The sequence below is a fragment of the Rossellomorea vietnamensis genome (assembly GCF_008180415.1).
Classification (GTDB): Bacteria; Bacillota; Bacilli; order Bacillales; family Bacillaceae_B; genus Rossellomorea; species Rossellomorea vietnamensis_C.
Genome location: NZ_VTEI01000002.1, coordinates 392,516 through 409,007 on the forward strand (window position 1 = coordinate 392,516; position 16,492 = coordinate 409,007).

General features: G+C 40.5%; 15 protein-coding genes and 1 other annotated feature. Of the genes, 6 read left to right on the plus strand and 9 right to left on the minus strand.

Going from position 1 to position 16,492, the window contains the following annotated elements; genetic code table 11:
* Window positions 1–273: 273 nt before the first annotated feature.
* Complete coding sequence (locus tag FZC78_RS04510; RefSeq protein WP_187444800.1) at window positions 274–819, minus strand: DedA family protein; 546 nt, start codon at window positions 817–819, stop codon at window positions 274–276.
* A gap of 317 nt (window positions 820–1,136) precedes the next feature.
* Between FZC78_RS04510 and FZC78_RS04515 the strand changes: the two genes are divergently transcribed.
* The 3 genes from FZC78_RS04515 to FZC78_RS04525 all read left to right on the plus strand — a co-directional run bounded on the left by FZC78_RS04515 (window position 1,137) and on the right by FZC78_RS04525 (window position 4,119).
* On the plus strand, window positions 1,137–1,583 hold the full coding sequence (locus tag FZC78_RS04515; RefSeq protein WP_148938455.1) for an EAL domain-containing protein: 447 nt from the start codon (window positions 1,137–1,139) through the stop codon (window positions 1,581–1,583).
* Window positions 1,584–1,981: 398 nt separating this feature from the next.
* Window positions 1,982–3,046, plus strand: a complete 1,065-nt coding sequence (locus tag FZC78_RS04520) for a DUF3900 domain-containing protein (RefSeq protein WP_148938456.1) — start codon at window positions 1,982–1,984, stop codon at window positions 3,044–3,046.
* Window positions 3,047–3,291: 245 nt separating this feature from the next.
* The gene (locus FZC78_RS04525; RefSeq protein ID WP_148938457.1) at window positions 3,292–4,119 is read left to right on the plus strand and encodes a GNAT family N-acetyltransferase; all 828 of its coding nucleotides are present in this window, start codon (window positions 3,292–3,294) and stop codon (window positions 4,117–4,119) included.
* Between the two features lie 41 nt (window positions 4,120–4,160).
* Here the strand turns inward: FZC78_RS04525 and FZC78_RS04530 are convergent, their stop codons facing one another.
* From FZC78_RS04530 to FZC78_RS24510, 5 genes are all read right to left on the minus strand, one after another.
* Window positions 4,161–4,658 (minus strand): metallophosphoesterase family protein, encoded by a 498-nt coding sequence (locus tag FZC78_RS04530; RefSeq protein ID WP_148938458.1) that lies wholly within the window; start codon window positions 4,656–4,658, stop codon window positions 4,161–4,163.
* 30 nt (window positions 4,659–4,688) lie between these two features.
* On the minus strand, window positions 4,689–6,314 hold the full coding sequence (metG, locus tag FZC78_RS04535) for a methionine--tRNA ligase (RefSeq protein WP_148938459.1): 1,626 nt from the start codon (window positions 6,312–6,314) through the stop codon (window positions 4,689–4,691).
* Window positions 6,315–6,557: 243 nt separating this feature from the next.
* Window positions 6,558–6,827, minus strand: a binding site (T-box leader).
* A 420-nt stretch (window positions 6,828–7,247) separates the two neighbouring features.
* Window positions 7,248–7,391, minus strand: a complete 144-nt coding sequence (locus tag FZC78_RS23465) for a hypothetical protein (RefSeq protein ID WP_187444801.1) — start codon at window positions 7,389–7,391, stop codon at window positions 7,248–7,250.
* Between the two features lie 254 nt (window positions 7,392–7,645).
* The gene (locus tag FZC78_RS04540) at window positions 7,646–8,515 is read right to left on the minus strand and encodes a GNAT family N-acetyltransferase (protein ID WP_148938460.1); all 870 of its coding nucleotides are present in this window, start codon (window positions 8,513–8,515) and stop codon (window positions 7,646–7,648) included.
* A 73-nt stretch (window positions 8,516–8,588) separates the two neighbouring features.
* Window positions 8,589–8,720, minus strand: coding sequence for a hypothetical protein (locus FZC78_RS24510; protein ID WP_286365470.1), 132 nt, complete (start codon window positions 8,718–8,720; stop codon window positions 8,589–8,591).
* A gap of 148 nt (window positions 8,721–8,868) precedes the next feature.
* On the opposite strand from FZC78_RS24510, the gene FZC78_RS04545 reads away from it, so the two are divergent.
* Complete coding sequence (locus FZC78_RS04545) at window positions 8,869–9,369, plus strand: GNAT family N-acetyltransferase (protein WP_148938805.1); 501 nt, start codon at window positions 8,869–8,871, stop codon at window positions 9,367–9,369.
* Window positions 9,370–9,914: 545 nt separating this feature from the next.
* Complete coding sequence (locus FZC78_RS04550) at window positions 9,915–11,462, plus strand: hypothetical protein (RefSeq protein ID WP_148938461.1); 1,548 nt, start codon at window positions 9,915–9,917, stop codon at window positions 11,460–11,462.
* 55 nt (window positions 11,463–11,517) lie between these two features.
* Here FZC78_RS04550 and FZC78_RS24140 read toward each other — a convergent pair whose 3' ends face one another.
* Together FZC78_RS24140 and FZC78_RS04560 are read right to left on the minus strand one after the other, a co-directional pair.
* Window positions 11,518–12,195: a phosphatase PAP2 family protein gene (locus FZC78_RS24140; RefSeq protein WP_252183502.1), complete on the minus strand. Its 678-nt coding sequence runs from the start codon at window positions 12,193–12,195 to the stop codon at window positions 11,518–11,520.
* Window positions 12,196–12,222: 27 nt separating this feature from the next.
* Window positions 12,223–13,083, minus strand: a complete 861-nt coding sequence (locus tag FZC78_RS04560; protein ID WP_148938462.1) for a Ku protein — start codon at window positions 13,081–13,083, stop codon at window positions 12,223–12,225.
* Between the two features lie 138 nt (window positions 13,084–13,221).
* Between FZC78_RS04560 and FZC78_RS04565 the strand changes: the two genes are divergently transcribed.
* Entirely contained in the window at window positions 13,222–15,069 is a 1,848-nt protein-coding gene (locus FZC78_RS04565; protein WP_148938463.1) for a DNA ligase D, read from the plus strand.
* A gap of 264 nt (window positions 15,070–15,333) precedes the next feature.
* Here FZC78_RS04565 and dapF read toward each other — a convergent pair whose 3' ends face one another.
* Window positions 15,334–16,326 carry a diaminopimelate epimerase gene (gene dapF, locus FZC78_RS04570; protein WP_148938464.1) on the minus strand — a complete coding sequence of 331 codons (993 nt, stop codon included), beginning with the start codon at window positions 16,324–16,326 and terminating at the stop codon, window positions 15,334–15,336.
* Between the last annotated feature and the right edge of the window lie 166 nt (window positions 16,327–16,492).

A 16,492-nucleotide genomic window follows, 5' to 3' on the forward strand; every position in this document is an offset into this window, starting at 1 on the left:
ATATCTTTCTCTTAATATGTAAACAATAGCCTATTAATTCGTTTTGTGCGTTAAAGGATTAAAAGGGACATACTCTTTTGCTGCTTTAACATACTAAAGAACCTCAATAGTGTGAGGTTCTTAGATAGGCTGTTTTGGTAAACTTTGTTGCTATTTGATACTAATACCGAAGAAATATCAATTAGGTGAAATACGGCAATGCCGACCCGGCAAGAGATACAACTCTATGTATCCGTGGATGTCCGAAAGCAACATCATATGCGAAAAACAGCTTTAGATATTATCCTTTTGTTTAGCTTTAGCAAGTGCTGGTTTTCTCCTAAGTAGTTTGAACAGGATATAGCTAACTGTTACTGTCAAAAGCAATCCGTTTATAATCCACTGTACATTATTGAAGCCTTCCTGCAGGGCGTCAAGATTTCCTATGCTTCCCAGATAAAACATGGCGATTGAAATTGGCAGAATGCCTATAAACGTCAGCAGTCCATATCTGGCAGGCTTGATACTGCAGAAGCCTCCCAGATAAGCAATGTATCCCATTCCAAGGATCCTTCCCATTGTAATGGTCCAATCTCCATATTTATCAGTCCAACGGTCGAATTTTTCCTGCTTCCTTTTGGATAACTTCCGGCGGATATCATCTTCATATTTAATACTCAGCCAATAGGGTATATAGCTGACCATGACATAAAACACGCTGACAGCCAAACTGTATAGAAGGATTTCCAAGGGACTTGGCTGAAGAATATATCCATAAATCAAGATGAACAATGCTGCCGGAAAAGGCAGTGAAACAGCTTCTATTAAAACTCCCAGCAATAGGCCCCATATTCCCAGGCCAACAAGGAAATTCATTATCGGTTCGATTTTTCACACATCCTCTAATCATTCTATCTGCACAGGCAGTACTTCTATACCCTTTCCTGTCATGAAAAAAACTCTTACCCCTTAAGTAGAGGAGTCTGGCTTGATCATAGAAATTGGTGAGTGGGTCATCGAAAAAACATGCATGGATGCAAAACTCTGGAAGAGGGCAGGAGCAGGAAAGCTAATGCAAGCGTGAATGTAACCATGAAGCAATTTCTTCATGAGAACCTTACCAGAACGATTAACAATCATCTCCAAAGAATAAGTTAATTCCCTCTAATTTAAAATTAGAAATCACTGAAAGTGCTGCAAGGTCACAGCCGAAAAACCATCAGCAGACTGCTGCTGCTAAAGAAATGAACATCGATTTGGCACTTGATGACTTTGGGACCGGGTTCTCCTCCCTGTATCATTTGAAAAACCTTCCAGTCGATATCTTGAAAATCGATCGGAACTTTATCATTGATCTTGAAACCAACACTAATGATACGGCCATTGTTAGGGCCCTGATTCAAATGGCTCATAGCTTAGGAATGGAAGTTGTTGCGGAAGGTGTAGAAACCCTGGGACAGCAGCAGATACTGGAAGTGATCGGATGTGACACAATTCAAGGATATGTATTCAGCAAGCAGCTTCCCAATAAAGAACTTCTTACTCTCCTGCTGGAATATGACCAAACAGTACTGTCGGATGATTTAGCTCAACAGGAAAACTAATTCATTTGTATATCTTCTTGATTATGTTCGAAAATCAAGGGTGTTCTAATGTTGGGAATTTTCAAAAGCTCTTTACTAAAGGCTGAGGATTTGAATACTATTTTAACCTCTTCCCGCTCCCCTTTACGCAGAAGGATTGCAGCGGAAATAGCAAGACATCCTGCGGGACTAGCGGGACAGGTGTGATCCCCAACCTGGTTGCTGCGCCTGGTGTGGAAACCCTTTACTTTTAACACAGCCACAATTTTTACAAATACAGCCTTTCAAAAAAAATAATATTATGCGGACTTTTTTAAAACCCCCTCCTAACTAAGTCAGCAAGAACAACGGTTCGTTGACGAAACGAAGTCCTTTCACTATACTGAGTAAAGCAAATCTACATGAACAGGATGAAAACAATGGACTTTGAAATCAAATACTTGTCCTTTTACGTTGTTGAAGTGGAAGGAAAAGGAGAAAATGCCGATAAGAGGTTCAAGCATTTTCAAACACTTGACGAACAAGGATATGAGAATAACCCATTAAAAGATTTCCTTGATGGGGAATTGACCAAAATCGCGAAGCGAAAAGTGGACAGGCACAGCAAATCCGAAGGTGCACCAACTAAAATTGGCCGTTTTATCGTGGAGCCGGGTCATGAATTGGATTCGAACCCGAACTATAATTTGTTTGACCGTGCCAGAAACCCTGAATCAATTGATGCCTTTAAGGAAGCCTCCCTTCAATTCGTCAATGCTTACGTAGAAGCAAGCGCAGTCAGGGGCGGCGTTTTCATTGTGGCTCTCGCAAAGCTGCGGAAATACTTTGATGATCCTTTTCTGTTTCTAATGAAGTGTGATTTTGAGCCAAAGGTAGCAAGAATCACTGATGAAACCACCCTGATTCATAATGTCGAGATGGCCATCACTACTAAAAACATGAAATCCATCCAGTATCCGTTCATGCCTGAAGAAGGAATGATGGACGAAGCAGAACTAAAAATCCACCAGGCTTCTCACGCCAGGTATTTTGAAGACTTTCTTAAATTTGTGGAATACGAAAAATCAATGCCGGAAATCGTAAGGACGCAGGTTATGGGTATGGTTCAGGAACACATTGAAGAATCTTATGAGCCTGAAAGCGAAGAAAGAGTGGAATTTGAATCTGCCGTGGAGGCCTGGTCCATCAGCCCGAAACGGGAGCTGCAAGAGAGATTCACCACCGAACAGGTCGTAGAGGCCACTTCGCAAATCATTGAACAGTCCCCTGAAGTGGAATTGAAGATGAAATTGGATCATATCGATGTAAAAGCCATGCTGTCAGATTTCGGAGATACCATTCATATAGCCAAAGTGAACGGCCGTTATATGCTCTTAATCGAGGGTGACTCTGTTCAATTTGAAAAAGGCGCCTCCCCTATTGAATTTTTAAAGCCTGATGATCTGCAGGACGTGATAGAGCGGATTCAAGGAAAAGGCGAGTAGTCTAAATTCATATACTTAGTGTTACCAGTTTACACCCCTCTTAATATGGTTATTTTTTCGGAATTAGTATCAAATAGCAACGAAGTTTACGAAAAGAGCCTATACTTAAAAGGTCAGCCTTGGATCTCAGGCTGGCCTTTTTAATACGCTGTTTTCACATAGATTGTATCTATTTTCTTGCTTCTATTCTATATTAAAGGGACTATAATTAAACTTAGATCCTATGTAACAAGGGGGAGTATATTATGCTTACCAACAACAGATTGAATGAAATAGAGGAGTTACAGCATCTATGTGAAGAACACGATAACTGTAAATTAAAACTTAATGGAGACATGCTTCGCACACGGACGAGCGGACAAGATGATTACTTTCATTTTGAGAATGGAAAATTAACCGGGTTTCTCGGTTTATATGGATTTGGGTCAAGTTATGAACTTTGCGGCATGGTTCATCCACACTACCGCAACAGAGGGATATTCAAAAGCCTTTATAATAAAGCGTTAGCTTCTCTTAAAGATCGGGAAATTACCAAACTTCTCTTAAATGCACCTGGTTCATCTGCATCAGGAAAAGCCTTTATTGAAGCCCAGCCTGCCGGCTACTCCTTTTCAGAATACCAAATGAAATGGCAGCCGAGAGAGTTAAATAGAGACGAAACCGATATAGAATTGATTGAAGTTACCAAGGATGATCTCCCGCTGATTATAGAACTGGATTTTTTATGTTTCAATGTGGCACGTGAAGATTCTTTAGAATTCATGAAAACAGTCAAACAAGCCGAAGATAGCAGCAGCTTCATGATTGTAAATAAAGGAGAAAAAGTTGGCAAAATCCACATCCAGCGTGAAAGTGGTAGAAGCTATATATTCGGTTTTGCTGTTCACCCATCTCATCAAGGCAAAGGAATTGGAAGGAGCGTTCTTGAAAAATCGGTAGTTCTTGAAAATGAAACCGGCAGAGACATCTTCTTGGAAGTAGCGGCTAAAAATGAAAACGCATTAAAGCTGTATGAATCTGCAGGGTTTGTCACGTATCAGGTACAGAACTACTATGATTTTGAGAGGTTATAATAATGAAGGAAAAGGCTGAGTACATGACCCAGCCTTTTATTTTATTCATTCTTATTGCTATAAAAAACATGTTTAGATTTTATCTCATCTTCTATCTCCAAAATTCCAAATGAGTAGTATGGCTGCTTTCGCTTGTCAGTAGCAGACCCCGGGTTAAATAACAGCGTGCCTTGATCAAACCTTAAATAAGGGATATGAGAATGTCCAAAAATTATGATATCAGGCTTGTCTTCGAATTCATCCAGCACCCTTTTCTCGGTCGTCTTGTTTTTCCCATCTCCATGGACGACACCAATTAAGAACTTCCCTGCTTTCAGGACCTGTTTACGTGGAAATAAGCTTCTGATCTCTTGGTTATCTGTATTCCCATACACTCCTTCAACTTTGGCATAGCCTTTCAGCATCTCAAACACTTCGATGCTGTTCCAATCCCCCCCATGAATGATTAAATCAGCATTGTTCAATTCCATTTTTAAGGGTGCAGGAAGCCCCCTTCCTCTATTTGGCATGTGGGTGTCACTGACGACGACTATTCTCAAATTAACATCCCTCCAAACAAATCACATAGTTTATTTACCCAATTTAGCGCGCTCTATTTCAATTCTCTCTTGAGGTATGGCTGTAAATAGGGGTTCCTGGCCTGAAATCCCTATCTTTACTGAAAGTCCGAACGGTTTCCATAGCAGTTGTTCATCTAACTCGAACTGATTATATATCCTTTCTGATGTAAACGGCAGGAATGGAGCAAGCAAAACAGACAAATTAATGCTGATATAGAGACAGCTTTCCAAGATGAGCCTGGCTTGCCCGCGTTCTTCTTTTATGACTTTCCAAGGCTCCCTGCTGTCGAAATACTTATTCCCCCAGCGAACGATTTCAAATACCCGTCTTGCCGCTTTCCTGACCTCGCCTTTTTCCAGCCATATTCCGGTTTCTCTGAAAACAGTATCCACTTGATCCATTACTTCTGGGTCAACCTTCCCTAAAACGGCATCATCACCAAATTCTTTTCTATAAAATTTTACCGTTCTCTGAATGAAGTTTCCAAGTCCCCCCAGCAACTCACTGTTATGTTTTAACACGAATTCCCTCCAAGAAAAATCAGCATCTCTTTTATCAGGATAATTCACACTGAAATAGTAACGAAGAGAATCAGGGTTGTATTCTTTCAAAACCTCCGGCAGCCAGACTGCCCAATCTTTACTCGTGGATATTTTCTTTTTTTCAAGTGTCACATACTCACTTGAAATTATCCAATCCGGAAGATTTTCATTCTTGATACCTTTCAAAAGCGCAGGCCAAATGATGGTATGAAACGGTATGTTGTCTTTTCCATGAATATAATAAGAAACGGTTTCCTTATCCCAAAACTCGGTCCAATCACTACCTGTTTTGTCAGCCCATTCGATGGATGCCGTAAGATAACCGCTGACGGCTTCAATCCAAACATAAATTTTCTTATCTCCATATCCCTCGACCGGTACCGCTACTCCGTTCCCTATATCCCTGGTCACTGCTCGATCTTGAAGCCCTTCCTTTAGGTAGCGCTGAGTTAAATGGATTGCATTTCCCCTCCACCTTCCCTTGCTTTCACTTGCATATTCTTGTATCTCTTCCTGCAGTGCCGATAAAGCAAGATAAAAATGAGTGGTTTCTTTTAGAATGGGCGGTTGGTGACAGAGTTTGCAATACTTATCCATCAATTGGACAGGATTCAAAATAAGGCCGCAAGCGTCACACTGATCTCCTCTTGCCTTTTCTCCGCACTCAGGACAATTTCCTTCAACAAAACGATCGGGCAGGAATCGGTCACATTCCAAGCAGTATGTTTCTTCTGTCGTTTTTTCATATAAGAGATTATTCTCTATTAATTTCAAGAAAATATTTCGGACTTCCTGGTGATGCCGTTCAGTATCTGTTCTGCTATAGAAATCATAACTGAAGCCGAAATCCTGAAAGCATTTCTGAAACTCCAGATGATATCTGTCAGCAATATCTCTTACCTGCAATCCCTCTTTATTTGCTCTGATTTCAATGGGTGTGCCATTACAATCGCTTCCCGAAACATACAGCACCTGCTCTCCCTTCAGCCGGTAATATCTCGCTAATATATCGCCTGGCAGCAATGCCGCCAAGTGCCCGATATGCAGGGATCCATTCGCATAAGGCCAGGCTCCTCCAATAAATATACCCATTCCTATCTCCTCCTAAAGTGTTATAAACAAAGGCTGTTTTCGCTGATACTGCTGCTTTTGGATTTTCCCGGATACTAAGAGTTTTATCTCTTTTCGAGGGAGAGTAACTCTTTTCTTTTCGGCGTTACTCGTTTTTCCCCCTCTGAATATGGTTATTTTTTCGGGCTATGGATCAAATAGCAGCAAAGTTTACGAAAAGAGCCTAAACAAACAAAAAACCCCTCGTCCATAGATGTATAGACATCTAAGGACGAGGGGGTCTGCTCGCGGTACCACCTTAGTTCACTGAGGGCTCGCGCCTTCAGCCTCATAAAGTACGGAATGCGGAAATAGAACATTCTTATACTGTGGCAATGATAACGGAAGCCAAATCCCGTTCCACCCTACACCATATGGTTCGAATGGAATGCTCAGAGACCATCTTCAATCAATTTTCCCCCTGCTTCTTTTCAGCTTCCGAAGCTCTCTGTTAAAGGTTCCTCATTAATTTACTCTTCTCTTCAATGCAAATAATTATTGTTTACTATCTTATGAAAATTAGCAGGAAAATGCAAGGGTAATTTAAAAATAATTCTTATAAAGATCTTGAATGAGTTTACCCTGTAAATTAGTGGTAAAAAAATACTTTTGTATCCTTTTTTTTACTTTTACAGCGGACACAATGGATGAGTATTCTTTTAGAAGGAAATAAATAAAGGCTGTTTTCGCATAAATTGTTGCTTTCGGAAAAATCCCTAGAACCGGATTTTCCCCCAAATATTAGTGATTTCCTCTCGAATCAGGGAGAGCAGCTCTTTTCTTTTCACTATCACAAATTATTTGAGTGTATTATGGGTTATTTTTTTTCGTAAATAATTTCAAATAGCAACAAAGTTTACGAAAAGAGCCTAAATAAAAGCTGCCAGCCTGAAAGACTGACAGCCATTTTGTTCATTATTCAGCGTTTTCTTCTGTGTTTTCAGTAGCATTTTCTTCTGTGTTATTTCCTGTGTTTTCTTCTTCTGTGTTACTGCAACCTGCTGAAAAGCCTACGACCGTTAATGCTGTTAATACCATAAGTAACATTTTTTTCATCATAATAGCCTCCTTTGGAATGTTGCATTGCTAACTACATGCTTATCTTACATGAATTTTCCATCAAGGAAAGCACTTTTACCTGTTTTTAACAATCACTTATTAAGGCATTTACAGTCTTTATAATATCTTTAACATTCCCTTCCATTTGAATATTCTCTATGTATACAGCTACCTGCTCTGGTAAGGCAGGCATATTAACTCTTCCCCCAAAAAATAAAATGCCCAGCCTTTGTTAAGGATAGGGCATTTCTCTGTTAAAGGTTAATCATCTTGGAATCACAAACTGGCTCATAACCGATTTCCATATATATTTTGTTGGATGTCGGATTATCAAGATCTGTGTATAAAGTGCAAAACTGGTTGCTTTCTAGCAGCTTTTCGCTCAGTTTAGCAACTATGGATCTTCCATATCCCTTTCGGCGGCAGTTCCTTGGAGTAAAAACGAAATTCACCGTGACTCCGTTATCTGTTTTCCTTGCCCGCCTAGCCATAGAAACTGGAATTCCATCCACTTTCCAAAGAAATACAGAATCTTCTTCGACCATTTCCGCTGCCCTTTTTCTTGCAGCCTCTTTAGGGATTGGACTCTCCGGTGTATCTTCGATGAAGCCTTGAAGCCATTCTGTTACAAGTTCCACATCTTCCACTCCAGCCAGCTCCATTTCACCTTGGCTGATGGCTATATCATTGACTTGCTGCAGTTTATATATCCTCTGTCTCATATGGGTTTCATAAGGCTTATTGGTTTTTCCACTCCAGAATTCCGCTAAGGGCTCAGCAGCCTTACTGTTTCCTATAAAACCAGGGAACCTCATACTATACTTCACAGAATAGTCCCATAAAGATTCTCCTATCAATTCAGTCTTTTTATAATTAAAGACAGTAGCGATCAAATAGTGAGGAGGAGTTCTGACAAAGACTGCATGGATTTCTTCATCTTCTTTAAAGACAGCTAAAAAAGGATCTTTGTACCGCCCTGCTTTAATCTGGTCCAGTAACCCCAGTGGTAAATTGTTTTCTGCTTCTTCCCTTAACAGAAGGGGCCGTACTGTTTCATCAAATTGATATACATCGGTAAAAACGACTAAATTCATTTCCTTCACCTCTGCAAATACATTCGACATTCCAGATTCTATCCCCTTCTGCCATGTTGAAAAAAGTCATCAGTTTTTAAAGCAATTGCTGTTCGTCCTTTTTTTACGTGTTGAGTTTTGTTTTCTCTGCTTTCTGATTTCCTTTACCCGAAGTAAGTTCTTTTGAAAATTCTTCAGATGTCAGTGATTTAGCAGACTGAAGTCCTGATTTAGTTTTAATGTTTCGTTTTGTCATAATGGCTATCTCTCCTTTCATGAATGTAGTTTTCTCCCCATTTCGTCCTTTCATTCGAACGTTCTATGTAGAGAAATTGGAAATTCATCTAGCTGCCCCGATGTTTTTCAGTTATAATACTATACAATTTATGAGGTGTTTTTAGATGATAATTAGGGAGCTAACCGCTGAAGATGCAAATGACTATTGGGACCTGCGCCTAGAGGCCCTTAAAACTAACGGAGAGGCATTTGCCATTACATATGAGGAATCCAACTCACGTTCTAACCCAATTGAACGGGTAGAAAATAATTTATCCTCACCAGGAAGTATCACCTTTGGAGCTTTTATTGATGGAAATCTGGCAGGAAATGTTACGATTTTATACAATACGCTGGAGAAAATGAAACATAAGGCTTCGATTGTGGCAATGTATGTTTCTCCTCACTTCAGGAAGAGGGGACTTGGCAGAGCGCTGCTTGCTGAAGCAGAAAAAACAGCAAAAAGCTCTCAAGTGGAATTACTGCAATTAACGGTTGTCACCTCTAACCCTTCAGCAGTGAAGCTGTATGAAAAAACAGGATTCGTGTCATTTGGGGTTGAAAAACACGCAATGAAATCTAATAGAGAATATTACGACGAAATGTGGATGTCCAAGGAACTGGTTTAATATGAGTGTGTGTCCAAAAAAAAGAAGTGAGGCTGCTCCTCACTTCTTTTAAGCATTAAGGATGCATTCTCTCAAGAGGGGGACTCTTGTCATATCAATGAGAATGATTTTCAATATCATTTTATTCTAAATACGGTTCCCTGTCAACACACTAACCTGATTCATCCAGCTTTTTTAATCATTTGCTCAGAAGGTGTCCTGCTCCTGCTGATGAATACTGCCCCGCTGCGGAACCTCGATAAAGCTATATTCCCTTCTGGTGGTGCATTGAGGAAAAAATAATTACTTCCAAGGAATTCGGAAAAGTACATCCGCAAAAATCATAATGTTCAACATAGACAGCCATTAATGGAATAGCTATACAGGTGATCAACACAGTCCCTCAATCCCTCTTTATCTTAATAAAAAATTTACGTATCCTCAATACATAACTTTTAATTCTGAATATTTCAATTTTAACCCTCGGCAAAAAAGATATATTCCAACTACCTAAATTGTGGTAAAATTCTAAATTAGAGAAATAGAAAAAAACTTGGGGGTAAAATATGAAAGAAAAATTGAAAGCTTTTGGACTGCCGTTAATGGCAATATCGGTTTTGATAGGCATACTATTTTTCCAGCAGCTCCAGACATTGACTGAACTGCCAAATGAAAAGTGGAGCCGTTCCATTCCTTTTGAATTGGAGACAGAGGAAAAGCCTATCGTGTTCCATAAAGGAAATGAAATCTTCTACAGTGAACAAGATCAGGTGCACCATTATAGTGTGAATGAAGGACTTGATGTAAAAAATGAAGGGGATATCTCCTTTACTGTTCCTCGTGGATATTCATTTTGGACTGACGGTGAGCAATTCGTCACTCTGAGTCAGGGAGTCCTCACGCTGAATGGGAAGAGCGAGAAGGTTATAGCGGAAGAAGTAACAGGCGTGGCGACGGTGGAAGATAAGGTCATCTACTGGCAAGAAGGAAATGTGTTCAAATTAGACCTTGAAACATGGGAATCTAAGAATCTTCACAGCTTTTCAAATGAAGTAGCGAACGTATTCTTTGGCAGTAATGGAAGTTATGTCATTGCAGAGCAGACTGATGATGTAAATGCAGAGCTGTTCTATGTTACTGCAGACGATGCTGTAAATGCAAGCCCTTTTCTGAAAGTTGCCAATAATAAGAATAACAAACTCGGCAACTTAGCCTATACTGACCAGGACGGCGAAATCACTTTTATTTATGATTCACAATTGAGATCGCAGGGTGTCCTTTCCTACAGCATGTACATGGCTAAGGCTTCCATAAATGAACTGGGGAATACTTTACTTAAACCTGAATTGGTTCAAATTATTAATGAAGCAAACGGAGCGAAACTTGTAACACCTCGTGATGTACAGTTCATGACATCTACAGACACTCCGACACTTCTTTTTACTGCAGAAGCACAAGGAGTCGGGGCTGGCAATACGGTAAGCCTGTATACAGGAACTTATGATGGTTCAACAACTATACAGTCTTCATCCATCACGACCACGGATGGAATTTCCCACTTTCCTGTAGAAGGATTAGGAAATTCAATTGTATGGCTTGATTATAAAGGAGGAAACTATACCCTTTACGGTGCTTCTCAATCTCCTGAAATAATGGCTGCCAGTACTGAGCTTAATACACGCTCATGGAAGGAAGCAGGCATCAACACAGTATGGATGCTGGGAAGCAGTATGGTAACTTTCCTGGTTTCTTTCTATTGGATTCTGCCTTCACTTCTCTTGCTGATAGTACTTTACATGACGAAACCTAACATCTTTGAAAAGGAAGAGATCAACTGGGTAGAATATGTATCGATAGCCATTTTCGCATTGATGCCTTTTACCTTTATTGATAAAGCGATGAATGGATACTTTTATGAGATTGCACCTTCGTATCTTACTTTTTCAGGAAGCGGATGGATTCTGCTGCTGATCATCACAGCAGTCTCTGCCGTGGTCTGGAAATTTGGCCGCGACCCTGAGTGGGGTACTTTTGGAGGAGCTTTTTATTTCATTGGAGTATATATCATGCTTTATATTACGAGCATTGGTACGTATGTATTTAACCTCTTCTAGAAATTTTCAACAAAAAACATGGACTGTCTACAGTCCATGTTTTTTGTTGAATGGCTTATAGGTTGCTGATTTCCCTCCAGGGCCTTCCCCCTTTAATGAAGGTATACACGAGAATGGAAAATAGGAGCCATACCCCTCCTGCTGAAAACCCTCCCAAAATATCACTTGGATAATGAACGCCTAGATAAATCCTGCTCAATCCAATTAAGAACACTAATAGCATCAGGACAGCAGCTCCCAGGATTTTCGACCATGTATGATCATATAGGCGGAATACCGCAAAAGCCAAGGCGCCATACAAAATGAATGCCCCCATGGAATGGCCGCTTGGAAAGCTGTACCCTCCCTGCTCAACCAATGCTTCAAGATCAGGTCTCTCTCTTTTGAAATACGTTTTAAGAAGCCAATTAAAGCCTCCTCCCAGCAAGACCGTTAACAAGACATAGATCCCTAATGAGTATTTTTTAAATACCATGAATAAGATGACTGCCAAAGCTGTAAGAATGGATATCCACTCGACTCCCCCAAGATATGTGATCCCTTTCATGAAGGCCGTTACCCCAGAAGCTTTCAATGTACTCACCCCAGAATACACAGCGGAATCAAAAGCTTCAATCTCCTGTTCCTGCCACTCGTCAACGATTGTAATAAACCCTGCTGCCAGCAAAATGATGAAACCCATACCACCGATAAAGAATACAGTTTGCTTCCAATGGATTTGTCTTTTTTTCATCGCCTCTCCCTTCACCTTTGAAACAGGTTATTGCGCTTTTAGTCTCTTAGTGGTTCTTTTCTTTTTGGTGATTTTTGAAGCAGGAGCCTTTTCTGATGCTTCCTTTTCTATTTTAGGTTTCGTGTTATCTATAGAAGCCTGCAGAGCAGACATTAAGTCTGTCACATTGGCGGCAGGCGCCTTCTCTTTAGGTGTTACAAATTTTTCTCCTGTCTGTTTACTCTGGATAAGCTCCATCAATTTCTTTCGATAGTCATCTTCATATTTTTCCGGTTCAAATTCAGTCGACAACTGGTCAATCAGCATGATAGCCGTATCCAATTCTTTCTGACCGACTTCATCTTCTGCAGGAACATTGGGGACATCACCCGTTTGCCGGACTTCATCGGGGAAATGAATGGTTTCCATAACCATTGTGTTTTGATAGATCCGCACGACAGCAAGCTGTTCCTTTGAACGCATCACAATTTTCGCAATCCCGACTTTGTTTGATTCAACTAATGCTTTTCTCAATAAACTGTAAGCCTTCTTTCCTCCCTCGTTTGGTGAAATGAAATAGCTGCGGTTAAAATAAATCGGATCAATCTCTTCAATTTTGATGAAATCAACAATTTCCACCGCTTTCTCTTCACTATTGTCTCTTAACTCTTTTATTTCCTCATCTTCTATGACGACAAACTTCCCTTTTGCAATTTCATATCCTTTAACAATGTCTTCGTATTCCAGATCCTTTTCGCATACCGGGCAGATTTTTTCGTATTTGATCGGTGTGTGGCATTCCCGATGCAGCGACCGCATTTTAATATCTTTATCTTCCGTGGCAGCATGAAGCTTTATCGGAATGTTTACAAGCCCAAAGCTGATGCTTCCTTTCCAAATCGTGTGCATGAGCATCCTCCATTTTTCATTTGTCTTATTGTTAATTTGGGGTATTCTGCTGTCTCGTTATTCTATAAAAGTTCTGGAAATAGTTCTGGTTACTCTGGGAAAGATAAGACTTATCCTGTTAATTTAGTGGTGATTAAAATGAAACCAATGCTTCCGTCGTTATTTAATGAAATGCCTGAAAAAGGAAATTGGAACTATGAAGTGAAATTTGATGGATTCAGAGGAGTACTGATAGTGAAGTCTGAAGAAGAAATCAGTCTGATGAGCCGGAATGGAAAAGAGCTGCTTCCCCTCTTTCCGGAAATAAAAGATTTTTTAACGGACATTCTCTCTGAAAAAAAGTGGCCGCTCCCCTTCATACTGGATGGCGAGATTGTTTTATTGGAAAATGACTTCAAAAGCAATTTCAGCGGTGTCCAGACCAGGGGCCGAATGAAATCAGAACCAAACATCCAGAAAGCTGCAGGACAGAACCCTTGTACATTCCTTGCATTTGATCTTCTGCAAATCGATGGAGTTTATTTTGCCAGCAAAGATTACTCCGCAAGGAAAAAAGCTATGAAAGCTCTATTTAAGGAAAACGGTCTGCCCTTGAAGCCTTCCTATGGCTCCTCTTTCAGATTACATATGATTCCTTCCTACAGAGAGAGCAGTGAAATCTGGAGGAAAATCGTTAGTTTTGATGGAGAAGGGTTGATTGCCAAAGACACAGGCAGCCAGTGGGAAGAAGGCAAACGAACATCAACTTGGAGAAAAGTGAAGAACTGGCGGAAAGCGTTCTGCTTCATTCTTTCCCACGACAACCAAAACGGCTACTATGAAGTAGGTGTTTTTAAAAAGGAAAAAATCATTTCAATCGGTTCTTTTTATTTTGGCATCAGCCCTGAAGAAAAGCAGGCGCTGAACTTGATTATTAAGGAAAACGCTTATAAATCCGAACGAGGGAAATCTTTTGTGCAACCGGGCCTTTGCGTTGAACTTAAGTACCTCGAATGGTATGAGCACCAGATGAGGGAGCCCCATTTTCATCAGTTTCTATTTCAGTCAAAGCCTGAAGAATGCACCTGGGAAAGATTGATGATGGACGAAGCGTCCCTTCCAGAAGCGGTTGAAATCACACATCCCCAAAAGCCCCTTTGGGAAACGCCTCCCATCGACAAACTGAATTATATCCGTTACCTAAGAAAGGCAGCTGCACGTCTGTTGTTCTTTCTTCAGCAGCGGCCCTTGACTGTCATCAGGCTTCCTCACGGGATGTTCGGTGAATCTTTCTACCAGAAGAACTGCCCGGATTACGCACCTCCATTTATTAAAACAGTCAAAATTGAAAATATCGACTACATTGTATGTGATGATTTAGAGACTTTGATGTGGCTGGGAAACCAACTGGCTATCGAGTTTCACATTCCTTTTCAGAAAGCAGGATCAGATTATGTGAATGAGATTGTCTTTGACCTTGATCCCCCTTCAAGAGATTATTTTCAATTGGCCGTCAAAGCCGCCTTAGAGATGAAAAAGCTTTTTGACCAAATGAATTTGATCAGCTTTATTAAAACTTCCGGCAATAAAGGGCTGCAGGTTTATATTCCTTTACCGGAAGGATATTCCTGGAAGGATACTCATCTCTTCACGGAGTTTATAGCAGATTATTTAACCAACCAATATCCTGATGAATTCACAACGGAAAGATTGAAAAAGAACAGAAATAACAGGTTGTACGTTGATTATATCCAGCATGCAGAAGGGAAAACCATCATCTGCCCTTATTCCCCCAGAGCCAATGAGGATGCACTTGTATCTGCCCCTCTCTTCTGGGATGAAGTAACAGACGAATTAAGACCCGAACGTTTTACCATGCAGACTGTCTTGGAGAGACTGCAGAAGAAGGGCTGTCCGTTCGCAGGCTACGAAGAAGCAAAAGAAAAACAGAACATAAAAGATATACTTGCTTTCCTTAAAAGTAATAAAGCTAAGGGAGTCCGATAAGAACTTAAGAATCCATTACCTTTGCTGAGATATAGATAAAACTTAACTCAAGGTATGCTTTATAAATACTCTATTCTAACGGGGCTTTTCGTAAAGTTTATTTGCATTTAGACGGCACGTCCGTATAAGGGCAGGCAAGAGGAATTAACTGCTCTCTCCTCTGTCGAAGGAAAGTTTCTAGCTACAGCGGTCCCTAGTGAGAATACTCTTTGAGCGCACTAAAAAGACAGGACGCTTGAAGCTCCTGTCTTTTGTTTCATATATCTACGCTTTCAGAAAAACACTTCTTTCCACAATGTCTTTCGCATGCTCCTGAAGCTCTGAATAGCCTGCCTCTTCATCGAATATGAATTCATCCACTGTAACGAAACTTTCCGGTTCTTTTGCATCGACTTCTATCCCGATGCGGCTGACATAGGTTGCGTTGCCGATGAGATCCATCGAATAGAGCTCCTCATTCTTATGAACGATGACCCGTACCTTCCCGCCATTGTTAAACACATCGATTTCCTTTTCATATGCATTCAGTCCTGTCAGACATGTTACCAAAGTAGATGCTGACATGGCGGTACCGCATGCATTCGTGAATCCTACTCCTCTTTCAAAGGTCCTTACATAAATGCCCGCTTCTCCGAGATCCTGTACAAAGCTTACATTTACTCCATCAGGAAAGAGATTATTTGGCCCATTTACAGTTTCAGATATACACTTTTGCTCATTGGAAAGGATATGTTCGTTTTCAACAATACTGATCAAATGAGGATTCGGTACTGCAACAGCCGTAAAGTTTAAAGTATCGGAGATTTCCGGTATATTTTCGGATATAAGGGTTTCCTTCTCCATGTTCATCGGTAAATGCTTCAAACCGAACAGCACTGGAGAGATCTCTACCTTATAAGTAGGAATATCCGCAAAAATGGACGGTTCTTTTGAAACCTTTAAGTCAGCTTTCATCGTTTCAACCGTGATCTCTTCTCTATTCTTCACTTCCGTCACATACCGCCCCACACACCTCAAGCCATTTCCACACATGGAAGCTTCTGATCCATCTGCATTGAAGACCCGCATCTTCGCATCACATCTATCACTATCCAGAACAAACAAAATCCCGTCGGCTCCTAGTCCCTTTTTACGATCACAAAGGGCGATTGCTAAGTTTTGCCGGTCCTTTTCCGAGAATTGATAAGTTTCCGTGATTTCATCGATCAGAAGAAAGTCATTACCTGACCCATGACATTTAATTAAATTCAATTTCATAAAAACCCTCCAAGGAGTATCTTGCTGAAACGAGAGATAGTTAACCCGTCAGCCAATTAATCTCTAATTCTAATATATTTAGCTTGCCACATCAAAGCCCATTTCGCAATAGGCAGAAACTGACTTGCTGCCCACCCTTGCTGGGGAAGCTTAATTAATTCAATAT

What these genes read in the sequence shown, in the direction of transcription:
- FZC78_RS23465 (WP_187444801.1), bottom strand. Translation starts at nt 7,391, where the DNA reads ATGATGAAAAAAATGTTACTTATGGTATTAACAGCATTAACGGTCGTA.
- FZC78_RS04540 (WP_148938460.1), bottom strand. Translation starts at nt 8,515, where the DNA reads ATGTCGAATGTATTTGCAGAGGTGAAGGAAATGAATTTAGTCGTTTTT.
- FZC78_RS04520 (WP_148938456.1), top strand. Translation starts at nt 1,982, where the DNA reads ATGGACTTTGAAATCAAATACTTGTCCTTTTACGTTGTTGAAGTGGAA.
- FZC78_RS24510 (WP_286365470.1), bottom strand. Translation starts at nt 8,720, where the DNA reads ATGACAAAACGAAACATTAAAACTAAATCAGGACTTCAGTCTGCTAAA.
- FZC78_RS04525 (WP_148938457.1), top strand. Translation starts at nt 3,292, where the DNA reads ATGCTTACCAACAACAGATTGAATGAAATAGAGGAGTTACAGCATCTA.
- FZC78_RS04560 (WP_148938462.1), bottom strand. Translation starts at nt 13,083, where the DNA reads ATGCACACGATTTGGAAAGGAAGCATCAGCTTTGGGCTTGTAAACATT.
- FZC78_RS04565 (WP_148938463.1), top strand. Translation starts at nt 13,222, where the DNA reads ATGAAACCAATGCTTCCGTCGTTATTTAATGAAATGCCTGAAAAAGGA.
- FZC78_RS04550 (WP_148938461.1), top strand. Translation starts at nt 9,915, where the DNA reads ATGAAAGAAAAATTGAAAGCTTTTGGACTGCCGTTAATGGCAATATCG.
- metG (WP_148938459.1), bottom strand. Translation starts at nt 6,314, where the DNA reads ATGGGTATATTTATTGGAGGAGCCTGGCCTTATGCGAATGGATCCCTG.
- FZC78_RS24140 (WP_252183502.1), bottom strand. Translation starts at nt 12,195, where the DNA reads ATGAAAAAAAGACAAATCCATTGGAAGCAAACTGTATTCTTTATCGGT.
- dapF (WP_148938464.1), bottom strand. Translation starts at nt 16,326, where the DNA reads ATGAAATTGAATTTAATTAAATGTCATGGGTCAGGTAATGACTTTCTT.